The organism is Crocosphaera sp. UHCC 0190 (assembly GCF_034932065.1).
Taxonomy (GTDB): domain Bacteria; phylum Cyanobacteriota; class Cyanobacteriia; order Cyanobacteriales; family Microcystaceae; genus UHCC-0190.
Map to the genome: position 1 here is coordinate 172,548 of NZ_JAYGHP010000007.1, position 24,453 is coordinate 197,000.

Annotated in this window: 15 protein-coding genes; 8 read left to right on the forward strand and 7 right to left on the reverse strand. The window is 37.7% G+C overall.

The genetic code is table 11. From position 1 onward, the window contains the following. Positions 1-80 precede the first annotated feature (80 nt). The 6 genes from VB715_RS12335 (at position 81) to VB715_RS12360 (ending at position 8,172) form a co-directional block, all read left to right on the forward strand. Positions 81-1,178, forward strand: coding sequence for a DUF1972 domain-containing protein (locus tag VB715_RS12335; RefSeq protein ID WP_323301512.1), 1,098 nt, complete (start codon positions 81-83; stop codon positions 1,176-1,178). 45 nt (positions 1,179-1,223) lie between these two features. Further along, positions 1,224-2,261, forward strand: coding sequence for a sulfotransferase (locus VB715_RS12340; RefSeq protein WP_323301513.1), 1,038 nt, complete (start codon positions 1,224-1,226; stop codon positions 2,259-2,261). Between the two features lie 99 nt (positions 2,262-2,360). Next, positions 2,361-3,557: a polysaccharide biosynthesis/export family protein gene (locus tag VB715_RS12345; RefSeq protein WP_323301514.1), complete on the forward strand. Its 1,197-nt coding sequence runs from the start codon at positions 2,361-2,363 to the stop codon at positions 3,555-3,557. Between the two features lie 19 nt (positions 3,558-3,576). Next, positions 3,577-5,037 (forward strand): hypothetical protein, encoded by a 1,461-nt coding sequence (locus VB715_RS12350; RefSeq protein ID WP_323301515.1) that lies wholly within the window; start codon positions 3,577-3,579, stop codon positions 5,035-5,037. An 89-nt stretch (positions 5,038-5,126) separates the two neighbouring features. Beyond that, entirely contained in the window at positions 5,127-6,281 is a 1,155-nt protein-coding gene (locus VB715_RS12355) for an acyl-CoA dehydrogenase family protein (RefSeq protein WP_323301516.1), read from the forward strand. 205 nt (positions 6,282-6,486) lie between these two features. Continuing rightward, entirely contained in the window at positions 6,487-8,172 is a 1,686-nt protein-coding gene (locus tag VB715_RS12360) for a choice-of-anchor I family protein (protein WP_323301517.1), read from the forward strand. Positions 8,173-8,250: 78 nt separating this feature from the next. Here the strand turns inward: VB715_RS12360 and VB715_RS12365 are convergent, their stop codons facing one another. The 5 genes from VB715_RS12365 to VB715_RS12385 all read right to left on the reverse strand — a co-directional run bounded on the left by VB715_RS12365 (position 8,251) and on the right by VB715_RS12385 (position 14,567). After that, on the reverse strand, positions 8,251-10,461 hold the full coding sequence (locus VB715_RS12365; protein WP_323301518.1) for a Na-K-Cl cotransporter: 2,211 nt from the start codon (positions 10,459-10,461) through the stop codon (positions 8,251-8,253). A gap of 202 nt (positions 10,462-10,663) precedes the next feature. Next, complete coding sequence (locus tag VB715_RS12370) at positions 10,664-11,380, reverse strand: heme oxygenase (biliverdin-producing) (protein ID WP_323301548.1); 717 nt, start codon at positions 11,378-11,380, stop codon at positions 10,664-10,666. 272 nt (positions 11,381-11,652) lie between these two features. Beyond that, positions 11,653-12,576, reverse strand: a complete 924-nt coding sequence (locus tag VB715_RS12375) for an Npun_R2821/Npun_R2822 family protein (RefSeq protein ID WP_323301519.1) — start codon at positions 12,574-12,576, stop codon at positions 11,653-11,655. A gap of 13 nt (positions 12,577-12,589) precedes the next feature. Then, positions 12,590-13,582, reverse strand: a complete 993-nt coding sequence (locus VB715_RS12380) for an Npun_R2821/Npun_R2822 family protein (RefSeq protein ID WP_323301520.1) — start codon at positions 13,580-13,582, stop codon at positions 12,590-12,592. Between the two features lie 19 nt (positions 13,583-13,601). Then, positions 13,602-14,567: a glycosyltransferase family 10 domain-containing protein gene (locus VB715_RS12385; RefSeq protein ID WP_416336932.1), complete on the reverse strand. Its 966-nt coding sequence runs from the start codon at positions 14,565-14,567 to the stop codon at positions 13,602-13,604. Positions 14,568-14,642: 75 nt separating this feature from the next. Between VB715_RS12385 and VB715_RS12390 the strand changes: the two genes are divergently transcribed. Then, a complete protein-coding gene (locus VB715_RS12390) occupies positions 14,643-16,352 on the forward strand; it encodes an ankyrin repeat domain-containing protein (RefSeq protein WP_323301521.1) in 1,710 nt (569 codons plus the stop codon). A 411-nt stretch (positions 16,353-16,763) separates the two neighbouring features. Here VB715_RS12390 and VB715_RS12395 read toward each other — a convergent pair whose 3' ends face one another. Then, the gene (locus VB715_RS12395) at positions 16,764-19,682 is read right to left on the reverse strand and encodes a S8 family peptidase (RefSeq protein WP_323301522.1); all 2,919 of its coding nucleotides are present in this window, start codon (positions 19,680-19,682) and stop codon (positions 16,764-16,766) included. 413 nt (positions 19,683-20,095) lie between these two features. Between VB715_RS12395 and dxs the strand changes: the two genes are divergently transcribed. Continuing rightward, positions 20,096-22,006: a 1-deoxy-D-xylulose-5-phosphate synthase gene (gene dxs, locus VB715_RS12400; protein WP_323301523.1), complete on the forward strand. Its 1,911-nt coding sequence runs from the start codon at positions 20,096-20,098 to the stop codon at positions 22,004-22,006. Between the two features lie 48 nt (positions 22,007-22,054). Here dxs and VB715_RS12405 read toward each other — a convergent pair whose 3' ends face one another. Next, the gene (locus tag VB715_RS12405) at positions 22,055-24,343 is read right to left on the reverse strand and encodes an NACHT domain-containing NTPase (RefSeq protein ID WP_323301524.1); all 2,289 of its coding nucleotides are present in this window, start codon (positions 24,341-24,343) and stop codon (positions 22,055-22,057) included. Positions 24,344-24,453 lie beyond the last annotated feature (110 nt).

Genomic DNA, 24,453 nt, shown 5'->3' on the forward strand with positions numbered 1-24,453 from the left:
AAAAGCTTAATTTAATGAAATTGTAGGAGTTTCTTCTATAATCATAAGTGTACTCTTAGATAACGTCAATACAAAAAAAGATGTCCAAGAATGTCTCGATTTTAGGAACTCGTGGCATACCAGCAAAATATGGTGGATTTGAAACTTTTGCCCAACGACTTGCGCTCTATCTTGTGAGTAAAGGATGGAAGGTAACTGTCTATTGTCAATCTGAAAACAAAACAGGGGAGGAATTTTGGCATGGAGTCAAACTCGTTCATGTGTCAGTTCCTAAAGTTACCCCTTTAACTTCCATTGTCTTTGACTGGAAGTCTATGGTAAAAGCTGCGAGTGATGAAGGTATGATCCTTGTCCTTGGCTATAACACGGCTATTTTTAGTTTCTGGTGTCGCCTGAAAGGAAAAATCACTGTGATGAATATGGATGGATTAGAATGGAAACGCCAAAAGTGGAAACTCTGGCAAAAAATTTGGCTATATGTTAATGAAAAATGTGGTTGCTGGTTAGCCAATCATCTTATTGCCGATCACCCAGAAATTAAAGCTTATTTGTCAACCATGACTAATGCTCAAAAAATTAGCATTATTCCTTATGGAGCCGAGCCAATTTTGTTAGTAGATGTGAAGATTTTGGAACCTTATCACCTGCTTCCCAATCAGTATATATTACTGATTGCTCGGCCCGAACCAGAAAACTCAATCCTAGAAATTGTCTCGGCATTTTCAAGAAAAAGACGTGGTTTTAAGTTAGTTGTATTAGGTCGCTATGTCCCTGAAGATTTTGCCTATCATAAAAAGGTATTAGAAAGTGCGAGTGAAGAAGTCCTTTTTACCGGTGCTATTTACGAGCGACCAATTGTCGATGCTTTGCGTTTTTACACAAGGTTGTACATTCACGGCCATCAAGTAGGGGGAACGAATCCCTCATTAGTAGAAGCTCTCAGTGCTGGTTCGCCAGTCCTAGCCCATCAGAATCCGTTTAATGGCTGGGTAGCTGGCCAAAAGGCTCATTATTTCAAAGGAGAGGAAGATTGTGCTAAGGAGCTAGAGCAATTACTAAATGATGACCAAGAATTAGAGAGAATGAAAAAAGCTAGTTTTCAGAGATATCATCAAGATTTTGCCAACCAAACAGATTTGCAAGCTTATGAAGATCTATTCCGCTCTTTTGTGAGCTAATTTACTGACAAAAATATTCAAAAATTTTAGTCCGTGTACTCAGTCATGACTACCAATTTAACCAGTAGTAAATTACGTCAATTTTTTGTTGTCGGCAACAGTCGAAGTGGCACGACATTAATGGCTCGTATTTTAGGGAATCATTCTTTAGTATTTACGTTTGAAGAGCTACATTTTTTTGAAGAACTTTGGAGTACAGATCAAAAATTTACTATTGTCTCCCAGTCCCAAGCTCTTAAAATTATGGCTCGTTTATTAACAATTCAACGTCAAGGTTATTTAACTCAGGGAAACCCTACAGATTTTCTTGAAGAAGCTCAAAGTATATTAGAAACATTACCTCAAGATTTGAATTTAACAGATATCTTTCTGGCTTTTTTGGAATATGAATCTTCGCAACATAATAAATCAATTTCTTGTGAACAAACCCCTCGAAATGTGTTGTATATAAAAGAAATTCTTGAATTTTATCCAGAGGCTAGAATTATTAACATGATTCGAGATCCTAGAGATATATTACTATCTCAAAAAAATCGGTGGAAACGTCCATTTTTTTCAAAGACAATCCCTAAAAAAGAAGGAATTCGTTATTGGATTAATTATCATCCTATTACCATTAGTAAATTATGGAATACTAATATTTTAGCATCTGAAAGGTATCGGCACGACCCACGGGTTTATCACCTTCGTTTTGAAGATTTATTATTCCAACCCGAAGAATCTGTTCAAGAAATTTGTCAATTTCTTGAAATTAGTTATGATTCAGAGCTATTAAACGTTCCCCGTGTAGGATCTTCCAATCTCTCAGATAGACCCGATCAAAACACGATAGATTCAGCTAGAGCCGGCAGTTGGATGAAAGGTGGACTAACAGATACAGAAATTTTTATCTGTCAAAAAATTAATCGAGCTTTAATGAATAGAAAGGGGTATGATTTAGTTGTCGCTCATCCCAATCCAGGGTTTTTCTTGGTTGTTTTAATATCATTTCCTCTTAAATTATGTTTCGCTTTACTTTTTAGTTTTAAAAGAATGAAAAACATTAAAGAAACCTTGAAAAGACGTTTGATGACAAACCATTGAAAAGGTGTTATTCTATCAACATAACTTTTTTGAAATCTGTCTGCTAGAAAATCTAAATCAAGATTAAATCTAGGTTATTTATTATCAGAAACTTAAGCAATGGCAAAACAGAAACTATTATTTAGCAATCTCTTAAAAACAGGTACAGGTAGTGGCTGTATAGTGCTTTGTTTAATACCTCTAATGTTACTGTTTTCTGGATTAGCCAGAGCAACTGATATCCTGCCAAATTCTCCAATAAACCTCCAGCAACAGAGAGCAGAAGAGCCACTCGGATCTACTAAGCAGGAAATGTTTTCAAGCTTGCCCCTGTCTCCAGGGGATCTCGTAAAAATTACCATCCCAGGGAAAGGGGGAGAAGATTTTACCGGGCAATATGAGGTTAACCTGGAAGGCAATTTAGAGATTCCCTATTTAGATCCACTTCCTGTGCTTGGAATGCAGCGTGAAGAAGTTGCCAGAAAGCTACAAGCAATTTTGCTAGAAAAGAAATTTTTTCGCCCTGATTTATTGCGTGTCAGCGTGCAAGTTTTGGAATATTCAGCCATCCAAGTAACCGTAACAGGTGAAGTCTTCCAACCAGGACGGTTTTTGATTAACGAGAGAAATACGTCATCAACGACAGCTTCAGTTTTCACCAATGCTCCTGGGGATAATCCTCTCAATCGTTTTTTGACTATAGCCCTACAAGCAGCCGGAGGAGTCAAACCCACTGCCGATCTAAATAAGATTGAGATTGTCAGAAATGGTAAGTCTTTGGGAATAGTTGACATCCAGGGAATTTTAACAGGAGAGTCAGTGGCAGATGTCCCCCTTGTGGCGGGAGATCATATCATTGTTCCTAATGCAGGCAAGTTCCAACAAGCATTAGTACGTCCTTCTCAAATTACTCCTCAACAGATTCCTCTTTATATCTCCAATCTTACAGATCCAACAGAGGGAAGATTGAATGTGCAAGGAAGCCAACAAAACTCAGTTAACTTTACCTATGGAACTCGTTTTTCGCAAGTAGTGATTGCTGCCCAATGTATTGGAGGAAGTGCAGTAAGCAATGCGGCTCGAACTGCGGTATTAGTACGCTCCGAGCCTGCCATTGGATCGGAAAAAACCTTAGCGATAGCGGTGGAAGATTTATTACAACCATCATTAAACGACCAAAAAAATCCCTTTCTTATGCCCTATGATGGTATTGCTTGCTATGACTCCGATGCCGTCAATTTTAGTAATTTTTGGAAGCTTGTAGGGGATGTCGTTGCCCCATTCAGTCCATTCTTGATATTTTTCAATGGTCGTTAATAACAATATGGACAATATTATGGAAACTGTTACTCCCAAAAAAGGTTCATCCCACCGAGGTAGACGATGGGTTTGGTGGTTAAAATATCTTGGAGCATGGGTTCTAAGTAATGCAGTGGTTTGGGGTTTAGTCTGGGCTTACCTAAAACTCCTTCCCCCTACTTACACCACCCAATGGGGACTGATGATTCTCGGACCTGATCCTGGAGTTGATCTTAACTTACAAGAGGTAGGCCAGGCTAGTTCTGATAGTAAAAACCTCAATAGACAACCACCTTATCAAGATGTTAGAAGCGATTATGTCTATATTGCTAATAGTCCTGGCATTTTAGGGAAGGCAGCGAAGTTAGTTAATTTGTCAGTCGATGATTTTGGAGAACCTGATATTACTACTGATGACAATAGTTCGATTATTTCGTTTGAGATGACTGGTGATACCCCAGAACAAGCCAAGCAAAAATCTGAAGTCCTTTATAAGCTATTGATACAAGAAATTAATCGATTAAGAGAAACAGAGCAACAACGGCGAATCCAAGAAACACAAAAAATCTTGGAATCAGCTCGCCAACAGCTTAATGTTTCTAAAAGCAAGCTGGCTAATTATCGCGCTAAAGCTAGCTTGAGTTCCGATGAACAGACTAAGGCACTGGCAACTAATGTTGAAGCTCTACGCCAACAGAAGGCTCAATTGCTTGCACAAGAACAAGCTTTAAATGCCCATCTACAACAATTATCAAAAGATGTGGATTTTTCTGATCTAGAAGTATCTGAGGCTTATATGCTTCAGGCTGATAAAGTCTATCAGCAACAAGTTGAAACCTATGGTCAACTTAATACTGATTTAGCAAATCTTTTATCTGAATTAGGGTCTGAACATCCTCAAGTTTTAGAAAAAAAGAATCAGCTAGATTCTGCTTTAATTGAGTTACAGACACGAGCTAGTCTTCTATTAGGAAAGCAAATTTCTCAGACAGAACTCGTCAAGCTCGCCGCTCTGACTCTCGATCCTAAGCTGACTACAGTTCGGCAAGAACTTTTCCAAGATTTTGTGACTACTAGATCTGAACTGCAAGCTACTGTCGCCCAGTTTCGAGAATTAGATACTCAACTTGATCAGTTAGAGAAAAAATTAAAAGTCTTAACTCAGGAACAGTCTACGATTGATAGCCTTAAAATCGATCTCAATATTGCTGAGGCAATATTTTCAACAACGGTGACTAAATTGGATTTGACCAAGGGGAATATTGATATCATCTATCCACCAGTTCAATTAGTCGGTGGTCCAAATTTACCTGATAAGGATAAACCTACTTCTCCCGATCTGAAAATTGGCTTAGTTGGTGGAGTTGCTGGATCTTTTCTTATAACAGTTGGCTTCATTTTGTACTGGTGGGAAAAACACAGTCCCTACAGTTTCTACGGAAAGCAATCTTGGACTAACGAGATGCAGGAAACAAATGAAGAGGAAGAAAAGGGTTAGGAGGAATAATAATGGAACAAAAACCGGAAATATATTAAAATAAAAATCAAGAATCTAAACTATAATTATTGAAGAGTAACAGTGATAGCATGATAGACTTTTCTTGGACTGAAGAACAACGTCAATTACAGCAAAAAATCCTTGAATTTTCTCGTCAAGAACTCAATAGTAATTTAATAGACTTAGATGCCCAAGAGGCCTTTAATTGGGAGGGGTGGAGAAAATGCGGGAGCTTGAAAATTCAGGGATTGCCAATTCCCAAAGAGTATGGGGGAATGGGTGCAGATATCTTGACGACTATATATGCTTTAGAAGCATTAGGTTTAGGATGTAAAGATAATGGTCTGATTTTTGCAATCAATGCCCATTTATGGGCTTGCTCACTGCCAATTTTAACTTTTGGCAATGCAGAACAGAAACAAAAATATTTGCCCCAACTTTGTCAAGGTGAACTGATAGGAGGCCATGCTATTAGTGAACCAGAAGCAGGATCAGATGTTTATAATCTTAAAACAGTCGCCCAAAAACGAGACGACAAATATATTTTAAATGGGGTTAAAAATTGGGTTACTAATGGACCAGTTTCAAATCTTTACATTGTTTTTGCCACTGTCGATCCATCTAAGGGAAAGTCAGGAATAAGTGGTTTTATTGTCGAAGCAAACTTGCCAGGTTGTACCTTAAAACGAAAAATCTCTAAAATGGGATTACGGACTACTCAATTAGGGGAATTAGTCTTAGAAGATTGTGAAGTTCCTGCGGAAAATTTACTCGGTAAAGAAGGTGGAGGAATGGCTATTTTTACCCATAGTATGGAATGGGAAAGAGGATTTATTCTGTCTAGTGCCATTGGAACGATGGAACGATTACTCACAACTTGTGTTGACTATGCTAAGAAACGAAAACAATTTGGTCAATCTATTGGCAAATTTCAATTAGTTTCTACCAAGCTAGTTGATATGAAGCTAAGACTGGAAACTTCCAGAACCTTGCTTTATAAAGTAGGATGGTTAAAAAAAATGGGTAAGTCTATTTTGATGGAAGCAGCAATGACAAAATTATATATTAGCGAGTCTTGGGTGCAATCTTGTTTAGATGCTATTCAAATTTATGGCGGTTATGGATATTTAACCGAATTTGAAATTGAACGAGAATTAAGAGATGCTCTGGGAAGTAAATTATATTCAGGAACTTCAGAGATTCAACGCCATATTATTGCTCAATTCATGGGACTCGGACGATGAAACAAACTTTATTAGTCGAAATAGATGATGCGCGTCCTCACCGTTTTTTTATTAAGGTAGTCATCAGCGAAAAAGAAGATTAAGTGAAGCTTAAGTTATGAAAAGGTTAAGAAAATAACAACCAAAAATAAATCTTAAGAATCCTATGTTTTAGATATTTTAGCCTTAAAAAAGAGAGGTGAAAAATCATCAAATTAAAACGAATATGCCATTGTCTTTAGTTCCCAACCCTGTTAAACAGTTTACCTTAAGTATTATTCCAGCTACCTTGATTTTAGGAGCCTTTGGAACTTCAGTTAACGCCTTAGATCTTACCCGTTTAGGTAGTTTTGAAACGGGACAAGCACAAGGCTCAGAAATTGCAGCTTATGATCCAACAAGTCAAAGATTATTTGTTACTAATGGAGCGAATAATCGCTTAGATATTATCAGTATTAGTGATCCAAGAAATCCCACAAAATTCGGTGAAATTGATCTTTCCCTTTTTGGAGGGGGTGTCAATAGTGTTGCTGTAAAAAATGGTGTTGTGGCCGCAGCAGTTCAAGCAAATATAATCACTGATCCTGGTACAGTTGCCTTTTTTAATGTTAATGGAAATCCCCTTAATAGTGTTACAGTAGGGGCATTGCCAGATATGTTAACTTTTACCCTAGATGGGTTGAAAGTTTTGGTTGCTAATGAAGGAGAACCCAATGAAGATTATACCATTGATCCAGTAGGATCAGTTAGTATTATTGATTTATCCAATGGAGTGCTTAATGCAACGGTAAATACTGCAGGTTTTAGTGCTTTCAACAGTGGAAATCTTGATCCTAATGTGCGTATTTTTGGCCCAGGTGCCAGTATAGAACAAGATTTAGAACCAGAGTATATAGCACTTTCTCCTGATGGTCAAAAAGCTTTTATCACTCTCCAAGAAAATAATGCTGTTGCAACTCTTGATCTTGCTAGTGGGACTATTACTGACATTGTAGCACTTGGTTTTAAAGATCACAGTTTACCAGGCAATGGTTTAGACGCTAGTGATAGAGATGGCCCTGGTAATAATGGTCGTATTAATATCCAAAATTGGCCGGTTTTTGGGATGTATCAACCCGATGGCATTAGTGCTTTTCAAGTTGGTAATCAAACCTATTATATCACCGCCAATGAAGGAGATGCCCGTGTTCGTCCCACAGGTGATAATATTTTACCTCCTCCGAATGATGGAGAAGGTGACATTTTTAACGAAGAAGTAAGAGTTAACAGTATTACCCTTGATCCCACTGCTTTTCCTAATGCTGCCATATTACAAGATAATGACAATTTAGGTCGTCTTACTATTACCAATACTCTGGGAGATACTGATGGAGATGGAGATTTTGATCAGCTTTATGCCTTTGGTGGTCGTTCATTTTCAATTTGGGATGATCAAGGTAATTTAGTCTTTGATAGTGGGGATGATTTTGAACAAATTACCGCCTCTTTGTTTCCCTCAATTTTTAATGCTAACCGAGATGCAACCCCCGATAGTTTTGATAGTCGCAGTGATAATAAAGGGCCTGAACCCGAAGGAGTTGCAATAGGACAAATTGGAAATCGTCTCTATGGTTTTATCGGTTTAGAACGCATTGGGGGCTTTATGGTTTATGATATTACCGACCCGACTAATCCTCTATTTGTTAAATACCAAAATGACACGGCATTAGGGGATCTTAGTCCTGAAGGGGTATTATTTATCTCCCCTGAAGATAGTCCCACAGGTCAATCTTTGTTAGTGTTAACCAATGAAGAAAGTGGTAATACGTCTATTTATTCAGTAAGTACCCCGGAACCTGCTTCTATTTTAGGGTTAATGATGGTTGGTTTAATGGGGGGTTTAAGTCGTAAATTTTCCCGTAAGTCTTCATAAAAAAAGGACTTAGGCAACGCCTCTAGATATTGAGTGTTTTGGAAGGGTCAATTCATGAATTGACCCTTACTCTATCTATTATAAAACTTCCTCAAAAGCTGATCCTGATGCAGCCAAAACGAACACCGTTGTCGGTAAATTTTTTGTCCATTGTTGCAACTTTTCATAGGTTTGCATAAAAAGATGGCCCGGAGTAGGCATTCCCAAAAAAATGAAATCTGCACCCGCAGAAGATTGTTTGAGAATGGTGGCAAAGGTGCGTCCATCGGCCAAAATCACCTCAGACAATGCCCCAATCCGTAATTCTTGGGCTAATTTATCCAAATTATTTTTGGCTTCGATGACTGCACTTTCATCCATTACGACCAATTTTAGATAAATTTCCCCTCGTTGCCACTGGGGATTAGAACGCAATAAATAGGCGAGAAGTAACATCAAACTGCCATTGCCTTGCATACCACCTCCCCACCAAACATCAATGCGACAACTGCGGTTTTTGGATTCATCCCAAGGATTATCAGGTAGATCAGGATTTTCTCGCAAAATAATCACATTGCGTTGGGCCTGATGAAGATTAGCGATCATTTGACAATAGCGATCGCGGTGGCTTAGTTGTTGAGAATCCCCCAATAAAATTGTATTAGGAACAATAGACCCCAAACCATAGGTTTCTACCAATCTTTCCGCCCCATCAAAGGTATCAGGTGCGGTAACTAACCTGACTAACGCTTGTACGCCACGACGTTGTAGATAACTGTGAATTCTCTGTTCTAAAACCGCTTGTTTCGCTACATCCCGTGATCCCGTCGGTAAAACACTTGATACGGTGATTAAGCCGCGATTATGGGTTAAAGCTTGGGCTAATTGTATCAGCGGCCAACGTTTAGTTGGGGCCCCAGACAGTACCAAAATTTGAGGCCGCCAGTTTTTTGTATCTTGAGTGTGATCAATCTGCAAAATTGCCATGCGTAACAAGGCCATCCAGATGCCGCGCCGCACATCGCCCCAAGTGACGAATAATTCCCTCTGACGTACCCAAAAATAGATCCCAATGACCACAATACCTGCAACCAGGGTAGCAACGGCATCAATGAGAAACATGACTCCTAAACAGCCGATCGCCCCTAATAAGGAAAAGCCCCAATGAACTTTAAAGGAAGGGCGAAAGGAAGGGCTTTTTAAGAAACCTTCCACCGCAGCCGAAATATTCAGCACTAAATAAGTGGTGAGGAAAAACATGGTCAAGACTGGGGCAATTAAATTTAAGTCCCCAATACAAACAGCAGCGATCGCCACTACTAAGGTAACTAAAGTACCAATTCTGGGTTCATCATCGGGGCCACTACCTTGCCCTAAAAACCTCATCCACTGGGGTAAAATACCATCTCTCGCCAAGGCTTGCAAAATGCGCGGGGCCCCTAACATACTGCCAATGGCACTACTGAGGGTTGCTCCCCAAACCCCTAATAAGATAGAAGGGCCCCAGAGGGCCATCTGTTCCATAATCAAGGGTTCTGCAATTAGGGTACTGCTATCGGCCCGCATGGCCAGGAAAATGGGTAAGGTGATATAAATTAGAAAACCCGTTCCCACGGCTGCTAAGGTGCCAATGGGTAAAGAACGAATGGGATCTCGTAAATCTCCTGACATATTGACCCCGGCCATAATTCCCGTGACAGCCGGGAAAAAAACCGCAAAAACTGCCCAAAATGGCTCCTTATTCGTCACCCACAGTTCAATATGCGTCGGTTCAACGGGATGACCAAAATAAAAGGAGAATAAAGAGAGGAGGATCGCTGCCATGATCACGTATTGGGTTTTAATGGCAATACTAGCAGACGTTAAGGCCAAAATTCCTACGGCCACGGTGACAATTAATCCCACATACAATTGACTTAAGTGGGGAAAGGCAGTCACTACACTTTCCGCAAAACCGATGGTATAAAGAGCGACGGAGAGGGCTTGGGCAAAATAGAGGGGAATGCCCACTGCGCCCCCTGTTTCGATGCCTAGAGAGCGGCTAATCATATAATACGCCCCCCCGACCCTGATGACGCGATCAGTGGCAATGGCACAAACGGAGAGGGCAGTAAAAAAGGTAATGGAGTTGGCTAAGACAACAATTAACAGTGTCCCAATTAACCCCGCATTGCCCACTACCCAGCCAAAACGCAAATACATGATTACGCCGAGGATGGTGAGGATAGAAGGGGTATAAACTCCACCAAAGGTTCCTAACCCAGATTTATTTTCTTCTGTAGAGGTATTCGGCGGTTGGGAAGGTGGCATAAATGGCAATTTCACAGGTTAAAATCATCTAATCAACTCAGTCACCGTCATTATGCCAGATTTTTTCAGAATTCCCTATAAAAACTACCTATCAAATGCTAACAATCCTGATAACTTGATAGTGATTTCTACAACCAAAACCAAGCTGCCAGGATTGTTATATTAGTTGAAAAATAAGGCTAATTTGAGTTAACCTGCTGTCCTATTCAGCCGTTGCTAATTCTGTACTACCATTAGCACGACGACGGGTTAAGGTATTAAAGAGCATGATACCAATGGCTTTGACTAAGTTACCTTCTAATTCCATAAACATTTTCATGTTCATGCCAAAGGCAGCATTTGCTTCTTCAACAATTTTGTCAGCCGTTTCTTGATCAATGGGTAATTCGTTTAAGGCTTGGCGGTATTCGTTTTTAAAGGCTTTTTCATCAGAAATGGTTTCAAATTCATAAAAAGCTGTTCCGCCATTTTCCCCAAGATTCATCGCCCGTTGAGCAATTTTCTTGAGAATTTGTCCCCCTGATAAATCCCCTAAATAACGGGTGTAAGAATGGGCCGCTAATAGTTCGGGTTGGGTGTTAGCAATTTCTCGAATGCGGGCAACATAAGCTTGTGCTGCTGAGGAAGGGGCGACTTCATTGCGCCAGTTTGCCCCATAGTAGAAGTATAAATCTTGCTCTAGGGACTGTTTGCGATGTAATTGGGGAAAGTAAATTTTAGAAACGATGTCATGGTGGCGTAGTTTTTCCATTTCCTCTTCCATCGCTGTATAAACGAAGTAGAGGTTAGCCACCAATGTTCGATAAGAATTTTTTTCAACAACCCCTTTTAAAAAACACTTGACAAAACCGACATTTTCTGCCATTGTATGGGACTTTTTCGTCCCTTCTCGTAACATGGTTGCTAAATTAACGCTCATGCTATAACTTCCTGTTTCTTGAGTGAACATTGGATCGGTGACTTGTTACAAACGCTTAAAAAACCGCCTAATTGGCTACAATAAACTAATTCAGTACAAATTTTTATTAAGAATTCTTACAAAGATATTGCTCAGTATCTAGACTTTATGAATATTTTATCTGTTTACAACCCCCTTATGAAAAAGGTTGCAGAGGTTTTTTCAAGAAGGTTTATGCTGTCCCTCGACTGAGATATTATGTTAATTTTTGTAACATAATTGATAATTTATGATTAACGATTTCCTTTTAAAATTTGCTTAAATCGCTTTAATAGTTGAAATTGTACCCCTTTTTTGGGGGGAGATAATTCTGAGTCGGGGGGAGGTGTTTCTCCTAAATAACGATAATGTTTCCAAATATCCCAATAGGGACATCCTGGTTCAATTTTAATTCCGGCCCAATGCAAATAATGAAGGGGTTGATTGGTTTTGGGATCGATTAATATGTTACCTTCTTGTTGAAAATGACTACTTCTAGCCCAGTTTCCTGGATTAATTTGAGGTTGATGAGCTAAATTAAAACGACGCTCAATATTTTTGAGGATCATATAGTTAATGATGGGTTGATCAGAGGTTTTGTAGGTAAAATCAAAATAGTCAATATGGGCAGCACATTCGGCAAAGGTTTCATAGATTTTTTCCTCAGAAATTAAAGCTTTTTTCGATGCCCAAAAACCACCATTAAACATATCCTTCAGTTGATTTTCACTAAAGACATTATCTTCAACAATTTTTTGAGAAAATACATTTCTAATTCCTGCTTTATGTTGATAATCATAACAAATAAAATCATAATCTGTAAAATAATCTAAATCATCAACAATTTTTTTGAAAACAACAATATCCGTATCAATATATAAAAATTCATCAAATTCGCCAAACCAACAAGCTTGTTTACGAAATTGATTGGGACGCGCAAAAAAATCTTTACCGAAAATATTATGAAGTTTTTGAGATAATCTTTCAATAAATTCTAAATCAGGATACAATTTTACCCCAAAGTCTTGCTCTAATTTTTGGGCAATTATTTGATGCTTATCATCATAAGGAATTAAAACAATGGGAGTTTCTTGATCGTGGAATCGAATACTTTTTAGTAAGGCGATCGCTTGTTCAATTACTTTATCATTTGCGGTGATGTAAATGCCACGGGTCATGATTTTTCCTCGATTATTTTAAGCCTAATTTTTTAAGGACGCGCTGATTTAAGTTGGGTTGTTGATTATAGGGTTTAGGTTTAGTTGTAAACTGAGGTTGATTTTCAGGTTCATGATAATAACGATAATACAAGAAAATGTCTCGATAGGGAAATGTAATATTTTTTCCTTCGCATAATTCTTTGAAAATTTGCGAAGACATCCCAATATAATGAATGTAAGTTAAACGCTTGTCCCGATCATATAATAGATTATCCCGACTTTCAAAATGGGGAGAAGTCACACAACACCCTGTTTTTTTGTCCTGGGGTAAATTCAAGGCTAAATTATAAATTGAAGAACCTGATCGCATCATCATATAATTAATAAGAGTTTGATCGGGAGCCATGGGATAAAGGATTTCTGCTTCCCCTGTTTTCAAAGATTCAATTAATTTTTGACGTTGCTTTTCATCAAATAAGTCTTTTTTTGAACCATAGAACCCAGAACAAAAAATTTCTGTTTTTATTTTTTCTTCTGAAAAAACTTGAGTTAACTGCTCTGATGATTCATTATAAACATGGGTAATATCTTTATGTTGAAAATCATAAACTATACAATCATAGTCATTTAATTTATCAAAAATCTTATCAACTGGCCCCATTAATAAGGTGTCTGCATCCATATAGATAAAGCGATCAAAGGGGCCATCAAATGCACAATAACGACGATGGGTTCCAAAGCGATGATATCCTTGACTTCCTGCTTTTTGCCATTGTTCGCGGGCCGTCGGATGGGTATCCCAAGCCATTTTAGCAAAGTTATCCCATCGCTCCATAGACACTTTATCATTATACAATTGTACCTGGGGACGATTAACAATTGCGGCAGCTATTTTTTCCGTATTATCATCATAGGGGTAGATACAAACGGGGGTTTCTTTGCCTAAAATAATTTCAATACTATTGAGTAAGGCAATGACTTGATCATAAACTCGATCATTCGCTAAGGTACAAATTCCATCCATGATTAAATTATCAATTTATTTACGAAAATTTTCCCACAAAATCAGAAAGCCATGCCATCAAATTGAGTTTATGTAAGATAATTTGTCTTGCTTCTGCGATCGCCTCTTTTGCTTCATGCCAAGCATCCAAATTTGCGGTAACTTCTTTAACATAGGCCATTCCTTTCTCATCTAGACTCGGCAACCTTAAAAAACTACCAGGGGGTAACAAGCGATCGGCAGCACTTCCTCCATAATAAATTGGTAAACACCAACATAATAAAGCATCCCACAATTTTTCGCTAACATACCATTCATTATCGGCATAATTTTCGATGGATAAATTATAATAATAAGGGGCCATGCCATGCCATTTATTATCTAAACTTCCTTTGCTTTGTGTCCATTGGGGTAATCTTCTCCCATAGAGATCAAACTCAAATTCATTATCCCGTAATAACTTCAAAAAAGCTAAACGACGACGATGATTTTCAGTACGATCAATTCCTGATGTTATCCAACAACATTGTTTAACTTTTTGGGGAATTTCCCCTTTATCTAATTCTTCAAATTCATTCCCAACATACCAGATTGCGGGCATATAATCAGGATGAGGGGCAAAATTATCTGGTCCAGATACATAACCACAATAACGACTAGCATCATTATAGTTGGCACAGTTTCTTTCAACAACTTCTTCTAGGGGAGGTTCTCTTAATAAATAAATAATCTTTTCTTTAGGAACATCTCGTAATAAGGCAGGAATATCAAGGGGGGAAGAATTAGATTTGCTTCGCCAATTTTTCCACCAAGGTTGAGGGGGAGGAGGCAAGGGAAAATCAAACTGATATAATAATAAATAATCCGGTTTAGGATCATTTGCTAACATTTGTATGTTATTCCAAAGACCAAAAGGGTGAGGGGTTTGCTTCCATAACCAATCATGTCTATCTTGTAATCCTGGATAACTACTTAACATCCCCACACTTTTTAGATCTATACCCATATTTTTGACCCGAAAATTTGGTTTTTATAAAAATCATCGCTCAATTTAATTAATTGTATCATATTGGTGAGCAACATGAAAATTCATACTTATGCAAAACAGGGAAATATTCAAGGAGTTACGGATGAACTAGCAACGGGAATTGATATAAATATAACTGATCAATTATCTTATTATAAGTATACCCCTTTAATGTGTGCCATTCTCAGGGATAATTTAAGCCTTGATATGGTTAAATTTTTAGTAGAAAATGGTGCGGATGTTAATGCAGTTGAAACTGAAGTAGATAGTACCGTCTTGGGGTTAGCTGTACAAACAGGAAACCTTGATCTTGTTAAATTTTTAATTGAGAGAGGGGCTAATATTAATTATCAAAGACCTGAAGGTTATAATATCATTCTTGATGCAATGTTTTGTGGAAATATTATAAAGAACCCTAATTTAATAACTATGTTGAATTTTCTCATTGAAAAAGGAGTATCTGTCAATAATATTACCAGTTATGGAGAGTCAGCATTAAGAGTAGCGTCAAGAGTAGGAAGATTTGATGTCGTTGATTTATTGTTAACTCATGGGGCAGATTCTCAACAACTAGCATGGACAAAAATCATGTATACTATTGTCTTTGGAGGAGTCAAAGATGTTCAAAAATTAATTGATGAAGGAGAAGATCTCGAAGCAAGAGATTATTGGAGTAGAACCCCATTTTTATTAAGTTTACAAGCAGGAAATTTAGACATTGCTAGATTATTGTTAGCATCAGGAGCAAATCGCAATGTAAAAGGTCGTTGCGGAAAACCTTCCCTATTTTACCCCATTGAAAGTAATCATTTTGACATATTTCAATGGTTAATTGAAGAAGGATTTGATATTGAAGAAACAGATGATTTTAAAACAACTCCATTAATGATAGCAGGGCAATATGGAGTAACTGACTATATTAAAATTCTTCTAAAAGCAGGTGCAAATATCCACAAACTTGATCATTGTAATTCTAAAGCAATTAATCACGCATCTAATCTTGAAATTATTGAATTCTTATTAGAAGAAGGTAATGATTTAAACGAAATTGAGCGAGATATGCGACCTTTATTAACCAAAGTTAAACAAGAAGATATACAGGTAGAGAAAGAAGAATATTTAAAGGCAAAAACCAGAAATTTTGGCACAAAAAATCCAGAAATTATGGACATAGAATTTTGGAAAGCAATGATCCGTAGTCGAGTGTCTGGATATTATCCTAAAGCAATGTTTGATGATACAGATAATTGGGATAAACCTGTTTGGTCTTATGACAGATTTGGTCAAAGTATTACTCAATTACCTGATGGTAGAATTATCGAAATTGCGGGCGAACATGAAGATTATTATGACCCAGATTTTTGTATTTACAATGATGTTGTTGTCTATGATGGAAAAGGAAATTTTACAATTTATGGATATCCAAAATATGTTTTTCCCCCCACAGATTTTCATTCTTCTACTTTAGTTAAAGACTTCATATACATCATTGGTAGTTTAGGATATATGGGGGAAAGAATTGTTAACGAAACTCCCGTTTATCGACTCAGTTGTGATACATTTAAAATGGAAAAAATAGAAACCTTCGGAGATAAACCAGGATGGATACATAGCCATCAAGCTTTTTATCAAAATCCTGATAAAATTCAGATTAAAGGGGGTGAAATATGGACATTAGTTAATGATAAATCAGAATATTTAGATAATATTAATACTTATGTGTTGGACTTAACAACCTTAATGTGGAGTCAAGAGGTTTCCTAAAATATAAGAACCTATAGTAACACAGTCTTCTAGGCTGTCACAAACAAGACTTGTACTGTATTTTGACTATGGGGCAATTGAGCGAAGTCGAAATTCAATAACTGTTTAAGGAATTACGGCTCTACCGCATCTGCTATGTAAAACTATTAAAAAATATAGGCTCAAACCCTTAAGGCTTAAGCTATACAGACAAAAACCGCCTACGGGGGTTTAATTTAGTCTCCGAAGGGAGACTTGGTTTTTATAGTATCAGGCTTCAGTCTGTATGCAATCAAAATGATAGATGAGGTGGGCATTGCCCACCCTACAAGCGGAGTCGAAGCTATGATCACTTTTGATGATAAATGTATTGTTTTTAATGTTTACCGGAAAAAATAACAATCACTAAAATGGTAAAGTAATGAGATTTTATTATGAGGTAAAATTAAAATTATTATGATAACTTTTAACTGTTAAATCAGTAACATTTTCAACAATACCAATAAGTTCATTACCCTGATTTGTTTTCAAGAAAATAGCTGTTCCCTTGGGTAAACTACCAGAAGAAGAAGAAAATAAGTAATCACTTTCTTGACCATATAAATTGATGATATCCTGGGTAACATCAAACCCTTGAATCACAGCATAATCATCATCTCCTTGCTTATTATATAACGAAGAAATACTATTTCCTAAACTAAAGTTATCTACTTTTTCAGTGGCAATCAAATAATCTATATTATTGCTATTTAATCCGACCATAACTTCTGAATTCTTGAGTAAAGTATCACCTACCTGTTGAGTCATAGGAGATGATTCAGAGAGTTTAATATTACTAAATTTACTGAGAGCATTGGGACTGGTTACATCATGATCATTAGCAAAAGTTAGATAGTTAAAATTACCAGTGAAAAAATCTCCCACATTGATTTTATAATGTTTGATTCCTCCAGTATAAATATCAAATTTTCTCCCCCAATTCTGAGTACCATAGACTTGAAACAATTGGGGGCCATCATTTTGCGTCACCCCCTTAATAACTCCGTCAATATTATTATCGTTGTCAAATCCAATGCCATGTATTTCCCCTTGTGCTGTACTTTCAAAGTCAAATTCTAAAACAGTATTGGCCGTAACATTGTAATTCAGAGCTACTTTTTTCCAGCCATTTCCTACAACTTGTAACTGATTTCCATCATTACTAAGGGTAACAGTTGGGTTTAAATCTTGTTGCTCTCCTCCATAGGATTCAATCTCTAATGATTGAGTGGTATTTCCCTTAATAATATTGAGTTTAGAACCAGGTAAAGGTTGAGAATTCAGAGGCAATTCAGAGAGCTTAATATTACTAAATTTACTGAGAGCATTAGGATTAGTTACATCATGATCATTGGCAAAAGTTAAATAGTTAAAATTACCAGTGAAAAAATCTCCCACATTGATTTTATAGTGTTTGATTCCTCCAGTATAAGTATCAAATTTTCTCCCCCAATTCTGAGTACCATAGACTTGAAACAATTGGGGGCCATCATTTTGCGTCACCCCCTTAATAACTCCGTCAATATTATTATCGTTGTCAAACCCAATACCATGTATTTCTCCTTGTGCGGTACTCTCAAAGTCAAATTCTAAAACAGTATTAGCCGTAATATTGTAATTCAGAGCTACTTTTTTCCAACCATTTCCTACAACTTGTAACTGATTTCCATCATTACTAAGGGTAACAGTTGGGCTTAAATCTTGTTTATCTCCTCCATAGGATTCAATGTCAAATGATTGAGTGGTATTTCCCTTAATAATATTGAGCTTAGAAGCAGGAATAATTGGTGGAGTTTCCACAAACTCATAGAGTTGAATATTTTTAAAAATACTGACGGCATTGGGATTGGTTACATCATAATCATTGACAAAAGTTAGATAGTCATACTCACCTGTAAAAAAGTCCCCTACCCGAATTTGATAATGTTTAATACCTGTTGTGTAATCTTCAAAATTTGTAATATTTCCTACCCAATCTTGCGTTCCAAAAAGTTTAAAAGTGGTATTAGCAGTAATTACATTATCTGTGTCAAACCCAATAGCATGAATTTCCCCTTTTTGTGTACTCTCAAAATCAAATTCTAAAATTGTGTTAGCCGTAATATTATAATTAATAGGAATACGTTTCCAACCATTACCTGTAATTGTTAATACATTACTATTATCGCTAATAATAGTATTAGAATTTAAACTATCTTCGGTTTTTCCATAAGTTCTTACCCTGAAAAATTCAGAGTTACCATTGACATTAACCCCAATATGGGTGGTAGGATCATAGGGAGCCATATCTAAAATTGCCTCCCCTAATTCAACTAAATCTAATAATTTCCCTTCATACTCAGGTTTATTAGCAATATCATTTCCTTTAGTTAGTAAGTCTCTAATTTCATCTAACGTTAATCTTCTCCCTAATTCTTGGGTTGCTAACTGTTGTGCTACAGTGATCGCTCCGGTAACATAGGGAGCAGCCATGCTAGTACCTGATAAGGTTGTTGTTCCCCCGCTTTGATTAGCTGCCTTAATACTAACACCAGGAGCAAATACATCGGTTAAAGTCACATCATATTGGGAAAAAGAAGCAATTACTTTGTTATTATCAACAGCAGAAACAGCTAAGGAATTAGGATCAGCTGCGGGGTAAGAAACCCCAATTTCTCCTTTATTACCCGCAGCAGAAACCACAATTACATCTTTGTCAGCTAACTGTTGTAATTCATCACTAATCTGAAAAAATCCCTGAGTAAAAATTGGGGTAATTGCTGTCGTATTATTAGAGCCATCGCTCAAGGACATATTAACACTAGCAATATTGTAAGTTTCTGTATTAGCAATGACCCATTGCAGGGCTTCTTGAACATCGAAAAAATCCCCACTACCACTATCAGAAAAAACCTTCAGAGCAATAATATTAGCCCCAGGAGCAACACCTGGATAATTGACATCACTTGACGCAGCAATACTGGCTACATGACTACCATGATTATTCTTATCACTCGCATCGTTATCATTACTTCCTGAAAAATCATACTGATAAACAATGCGATCTGCTACCCCATTTTTATCCAAATCTGGCCCAAAAAAAGGATGGTTTAGATCAATTCCTGTATCTATGATAACGACAGAAAATCCACGACCATCAATGACATTTCCCAGGCTATCTTTAAAACTGGGATTTAACTGAAATTCGGGGATATTAATGATCGGGATGGAGGGTATAAGTTGAGGAGTAATTGAGCCATCGCTTGTCATTATTGTCTCGCTGCTCAGATTTTCAGATGTTGTTACTAAATTGGCATCAGATAAAGAGTTCATTTGTCCTCTCACAATTAATTAGGATTCCTCGAACCGAGTCGAGTCAGATTTTATAACGGGTTTGTCAAGAGCAAGCAAACAATTGTTAAGTTGCTTTAATTGTTAATTATCTTTACAGTCATTATAAGGTCTCTTTTCTGAAAACAGATCAGTATAAACTATGTAATTCACCTCTATTATTTGTTACTTAACCAAGCAAATCATAATCAATTAACAGTGAATAATCTCAGAGTATTTCCTGTCATTTCAGAAAAACACTTAAGTATTTATACTCTTGACAAAATAATAGCTTTTAGGAAAGTATTTAAAAGCTTGAATGATAACAACTCATCATAAAAATCTGAACTAAAGGCCAAGAAATCGATTAAAGTGTGATATAACAATCGAATCAAGATGGTAGAAAACAAACCATTATGCAGATCAGTGAAATTACGCATCCTAACCAGTTGCATGGTTTATCCCTTCGACAGCTAGAGGATATTGCCCGTCAAATTCGAGAAAAGCATTTACAGACCATTGCAGCTAGTGGGGGTCATCTCGGCCCAGGGTTAGGAGTTGTAGAACTAACCATCGCCCTCTATCAAACCCTAGATTTAGATCGGGATAAGGTCATCTGGGATGTGGGGCATCAAGCCTATCCCCACAAAATGCTAACCGGACGCTATCACCGTTTTCATACCCTACGGCAGAAAGACGGTATTGCAGGCTATCTAAAACGCTGTGAAAGTAAGTTTGATCACTTTGGGGCCGGCCACGCTTCTACCAGCATTTCAGCAGGGTTAGGAATGGCTTTGGCTAGAGATGCTAAAGGAGAAGATTTCAAAGTTGTATCCATCATTGGAGATGGGGCCTTAACCGGAGGCATGGCCTTAGAAGCCATTAACCATGCGGGCCATCTACCCCAGACAAATTTGATGGTGGTTCTCAACGATAACGAAATGTCCATTTCTCCCAATGTTGGGGCCATTTCTCGCTATCTCAACAAAGTTCGTCTCAGCGATCCCGTTCAGTTTCTTTCGGATAACCTGGAAGAACAATTTAAACACCTACCCTTCTTTGGGGAATCTTTTACCCCTGAAATGGAACGGGTGAAAGAAGGAATGAAACGCTTAGCCGTCTCCAAAATGGGGGCTGTGATCGAAGAATTAGGCTTTAAATATTTTGGCCCTATTGATGGTCATAATTTACAAGAATTAATCACCACCTTCAAACAAGCCCATAAAATTCCTGGCCCCGTTTTCGTTCATGTGGCCACGGTTAAAGGAAAAGGCTATGAACTCGCCGAAAAAGATCAAGTAGGCTACCATGCTCAAAGTCCTTTCAATTTAGCCACAGGGAAAGCCATTCCCTCCAACACCCCCAAACCCCCCAGTTATTCCAAAGTTTTTGCCCATACCCTCACCACCCTCGCGGAGAATAACCCCAAAATCATTGGGATCACCGCAGCCATGGCCACAGGGACAGGGTTAGATAAACTTCAAGCCAAACTGCCTAAACAGTATATTGATGTGGGCATTGCTGAACAACACGCCGTCACCTTGGCTGCAGGGTTGGCCTGTGAAGGAATGCGGCCCGTAGTTGCAATTTATTCTACCTTCCTGCAACGGGGTTATGATCAAGTGTTGCACGATGTTGCCATTCAAAACTTACCTGTTTTCTTCTGTATAGATCGGGCGGGCATTGTGGGGGCTGACGGGCCAACTCACCAAGGTTTATATGACATTGCCTATCTGCGATGTATTCCTAATCTGACTATCATGGCCCCGAAAGATGAAGCGGAATTACAGCGCATGATCGTTACAGGGATTGATTATACAGATGGCCCCATTGCTATGCGTTATCCTCGCGGTAACGGTATTGGGGTTCCGTTGATGGAAGAAGGGTGGGAACCTTTGCCCATTGGTAAAGGGGAAATTCTCCGTAACGGTGATGATGTGTTACTCCTTGGTTATGGAACAATGGTACATCAATCCCTACAAGTAGCAGAACTTCTCAAGGAACACGGCATTGAAGCAACGGTAATCAACGCCCGCTTTGTCAAACCCTTGGATATTGACTTAATTCTGCCTCTCGCTCAACGCATTGGCAAAGTTGTTACTCTAGAAGAAGGCTGTTTAATGGGTGGCTTTGGGTCTGCAGTAGCGGAAGCTTTGTTAGATCATAATGTCACTGTTGGGATCAAACGATTTGGTATCCCTGATAAGCTAGTTGATCATGCCAAACCCGATCAGTCAAAAGCTGATTTAGGTTTAACCAGTCCTCAAATTGCCGAACAAATTCGACAACTTTTCTTTAAGACTCTCCAACCTGCTGCGGTGGGTTAAAGGAAGTATAATTTGGTGAGAACGAACAAATGTTCGCTCTTACCTTTTTTAAGGTAATAAAAGGGTTGATTTAATTGTTTTCTTGACTTCGATGCTAACTTGACAATCTCCTTGAAGACATTCAACTAAAAAAAGATTAGCATCATAATAGCTATTCCATAGTTCTTTTTGTTGTTGATTAAGTTGCCAATCATAGCCAATTTGACGATATTGAATCAGAATATCTCGAAACATTTCAACCCATTGTTTACCTTGATTTTTTACCCAATTAACTATGGCTTCTTTTCCTTCATCTGGGTTAGGAAGCTTTAATTTTAGCTGTTTAAATCCAGTCAAGAATTCAGATTCAAGTGGAAATTTTTGCTCTAATTCTAAGGTAAAACATAAATTTAAAAAGTTTTTTGCACTGGGATTATCTAATAAATTTAAACTATCCATAAATGCTCTTGCTAGAGTTGAATCTAAGAGAATTTCTGGGTTTAATTGCTCTTTTTTTGCAAAGTTAGAATCTAAGGACAACGCTAAGTTTAAATCTCGATGACGAAATAGGGTAAAATAAAAAGCCCGCACTGCTGCTTCATCGTAAGATGTTTTCATTGATTTAACTTTGCGATTCAAACTTTCTAAAAATGTTTGCAAATCTAAATCTTGTTTGACCAAATTATCAAGAAACTGTTTCATTTTTTCTATCATTACATCAGCTTTTGGTAACATACTCATTATGAGTAAAATTACTTCTCGCCAACGAAAATCTAACATTTGATCCGCTAATTTAGTTAATTCATCCTCTAAATTTTGATTATCATTCGCAATGATTTTTCGCGCCGTCAAATATTCCTGAAAGGTAAGATGAGAAAAAGAATAGATATCTTTAGCTCTTTCTACTAAAATTCCATGTTGTAATTCAATGGATTTTAAAACGGCTTCACTTGTCAACCAAAGGTTTTCTAAATCTTCCTTAAAGCTAAAATTTTCCGTCAGATAATTTTCAATAATTCCCAGAATATCACGACTTTCAAAAAAATAACGATTTTCTGTAAAAGTAATCGCTGCAATTTGAGACAATAATTTAAGTTTATGTACTAAAGAAAGATCATGATAAAAACCATCTCGATCAATACCTCTCGCTTGATCCCAACGCTGTAAAAGAATATCTAATCCTGCTTGATACAGTTTCGTCCGTTGACGAGGAAAACTTACCCTTTCCTTAAAAACAGAACACAAAAGATTCAGGAGAATGGGGGTAATTGCCAACTCTCGAATTGGCTTATTTTCTGGTCTTTCTAATTGTTCTAAAAATTGTTGTGCCTTATTTTTTGCTTCAGTTTTATCAGCCATGACGGCCCCAAACCATTTCTGGACAAAACAATCAATCTGTTGAGCATCAAAATCCGCCATTTCCACATAAGTAAATCCCCGGAAATGGAACTGCTGCGCTGAACTTCTAGAGGTAATAATTACCTGATTTTTATAAAAATCTTGCGTAAAGGTTTCAATATTTTTGCAGAGAGATTCTCGCATCAGTTGCGGCACTTCATCTAAACCATCCAATAGACAGAGGAATTTGCCTTCCTGCAATAAGGTTAAGGTTTGTTGGTTCGAGAATCCATAACTTTTCCCACAGGTAACAAAATAAGCCAGGAAATTAATCGGTTCCCCATCCCCTTGATCCCAGACACTTCTGAGTTCAATAAAACAAGGAATTAAGTCCCGTCGATACTTACCCTGATTACATTGCAGTGCTAGATACTGTAAAAACGTGGTTTTACCTGCCCCTGGTTTACCCAAAATGACCAACTTCTCCCGTTGAGCGACCAACTCCAAATCAACGACTGAATCATACTGAATGGGAGATAAGTGAAATCCCTCACTGGGAGCCAAAGATTGTTCTAAATCAGAAACTTCTAACCAACGCTGGTAACTGGGTTGAAGATAAAAATTAACTGTGGTATAAACCCTTTGCAGTGGGGGTTGGGTTAGCTCAAAAGATGATTGTAGAGTATTACACTGAGTATCAATAGACTCTCGTACTTGAGAGCGCATTCGCAGGGTTAATTCTTCGAGATCTAAATTGTCCTCAACAACTCTCAATGGACGAGAAACACGAGACTCATCAGGAAGATCAGCAATGTCTTCCCAATTAAGAGCGAGTTTGAAACAGAGTTCTTTAAAGACATGACGCTCAACGGGACGACCGGTGAGAAATTTCCAAATCGATTGGCGACTGGACAAACCAACTTCTCCCGCGAGGTATTCTTGAGTCCAGCCTTTAGCGGCTAAGGCCTGCTTCGCTTCTATAATTCCTTCTGAAGAAGAGCGTAGAGATCTCCGTGTCATGTTCAAGATAGAGAAAACAATAAAATGGACAAAATGGACATGGAGTTATCTTGACATACTTTGACATCCTCCCTGCCCGTTTTAGGGTGGGGATTCCCCTAGAATAAACT

Coding starts and splice junctions, on each gene's coding strand:
- VB715_RS12360 (WP_323301517.1), top strand. CDS start 6,487: ATGCCATTGTCTTTAGTTCCCAACCCTGTTAAACAGTTTACCTTAAGT.
- VB715_RS12340 (WP_323301513.1), top strand. CDS start 1,224: ATGACTACCAATTTAACCAGTAGTAAATTACGTCAATTTTTTGTTGTC.
- VB715_RS12395 (WP_323301522.1), bottom strand. CDS start 19,682: ATGAACTCTTTATCTGATGCCAATTTAGTAACAACATCTGAAAATCTG.
- VB715_RS12385 (WP_416336932.1), bottom strand. CDS start 14,567: ATGGGTATAGATCTAAAAAGTGTGGGGATGTTAAGTAGTTATCCAGGA.
- VB715_RS12345 (WP_323301514.1), top strand. CDS start 2,361: ATGGCAAAACAGAAACTATTATTTAGCAATCTCTTAAAAACAGGTACA.
- VB715_RS12335 (WP_323301512.1), top strand. CDS start 81: ATGTCCAAGAATGTCTCGATTTTAGGAACTCGTGGCATACCAGCAAAA.
- VB715_RS12365 (WP_323301518.1), bottom strand. CDS start 10,461: ATGCCACCTTCCCAACCGCCGAATACCTCTACAGAAGAAAATAAATCT.
- VB715_RS12405 (WP_323301524.1), bottom strand. CDS start 24,343: ATGACACGGAGATCTCTACGCTCTTCTTCAGAAGGAATTATAGAAGCG.
- VB715_RS12370 (WP_323301548.1), bottom strand. CDS start 11,380: ATGAGCGTTAATTTAGCAACCATGTTACGAGAAGGGACGAAAAAGTCC.
- dxs (WP_323301523.1), top strand. CDS start 20,096: ATGCAGATCAGTGAAATTACGCATCCTAACCAGTTGCATGGTTTATCC.
- VB715_RS12375 (WP_323301519.1), bottom strand. CDS start 12,576: ATGACCCGTGGCATTTACATCACCGCAAATGATAAAGTAATTGAACAA.
- VB715_RS12350 (WP_323301515.1), top strand. CDS start 3,577: ATGGAAACTGTTACTCCCAAAAAAGGTTCATCCCACCGAGGTAGACGA.
- VB715_RS12390 (WP_323301521.1), top strand. CDS start 14,643: ATGAAAATTCATACTTATGCAAAACAGGGAAATATTCAAGGAGTTACG.
- VB715_RS12355 (WP_323301516.1), top strand. CDS start 5,127: ATGATAGACTTTTCTTGGACTGAAGAACAACGTCAATTACAGCAAAAA.
- VB715_RS12380 (WP_323301520.1), bottom strand. CDS start 13,582: ATGGATGGAATTTGTACCTTAGCGAATGATCGAGTTTATGATCAAGTC.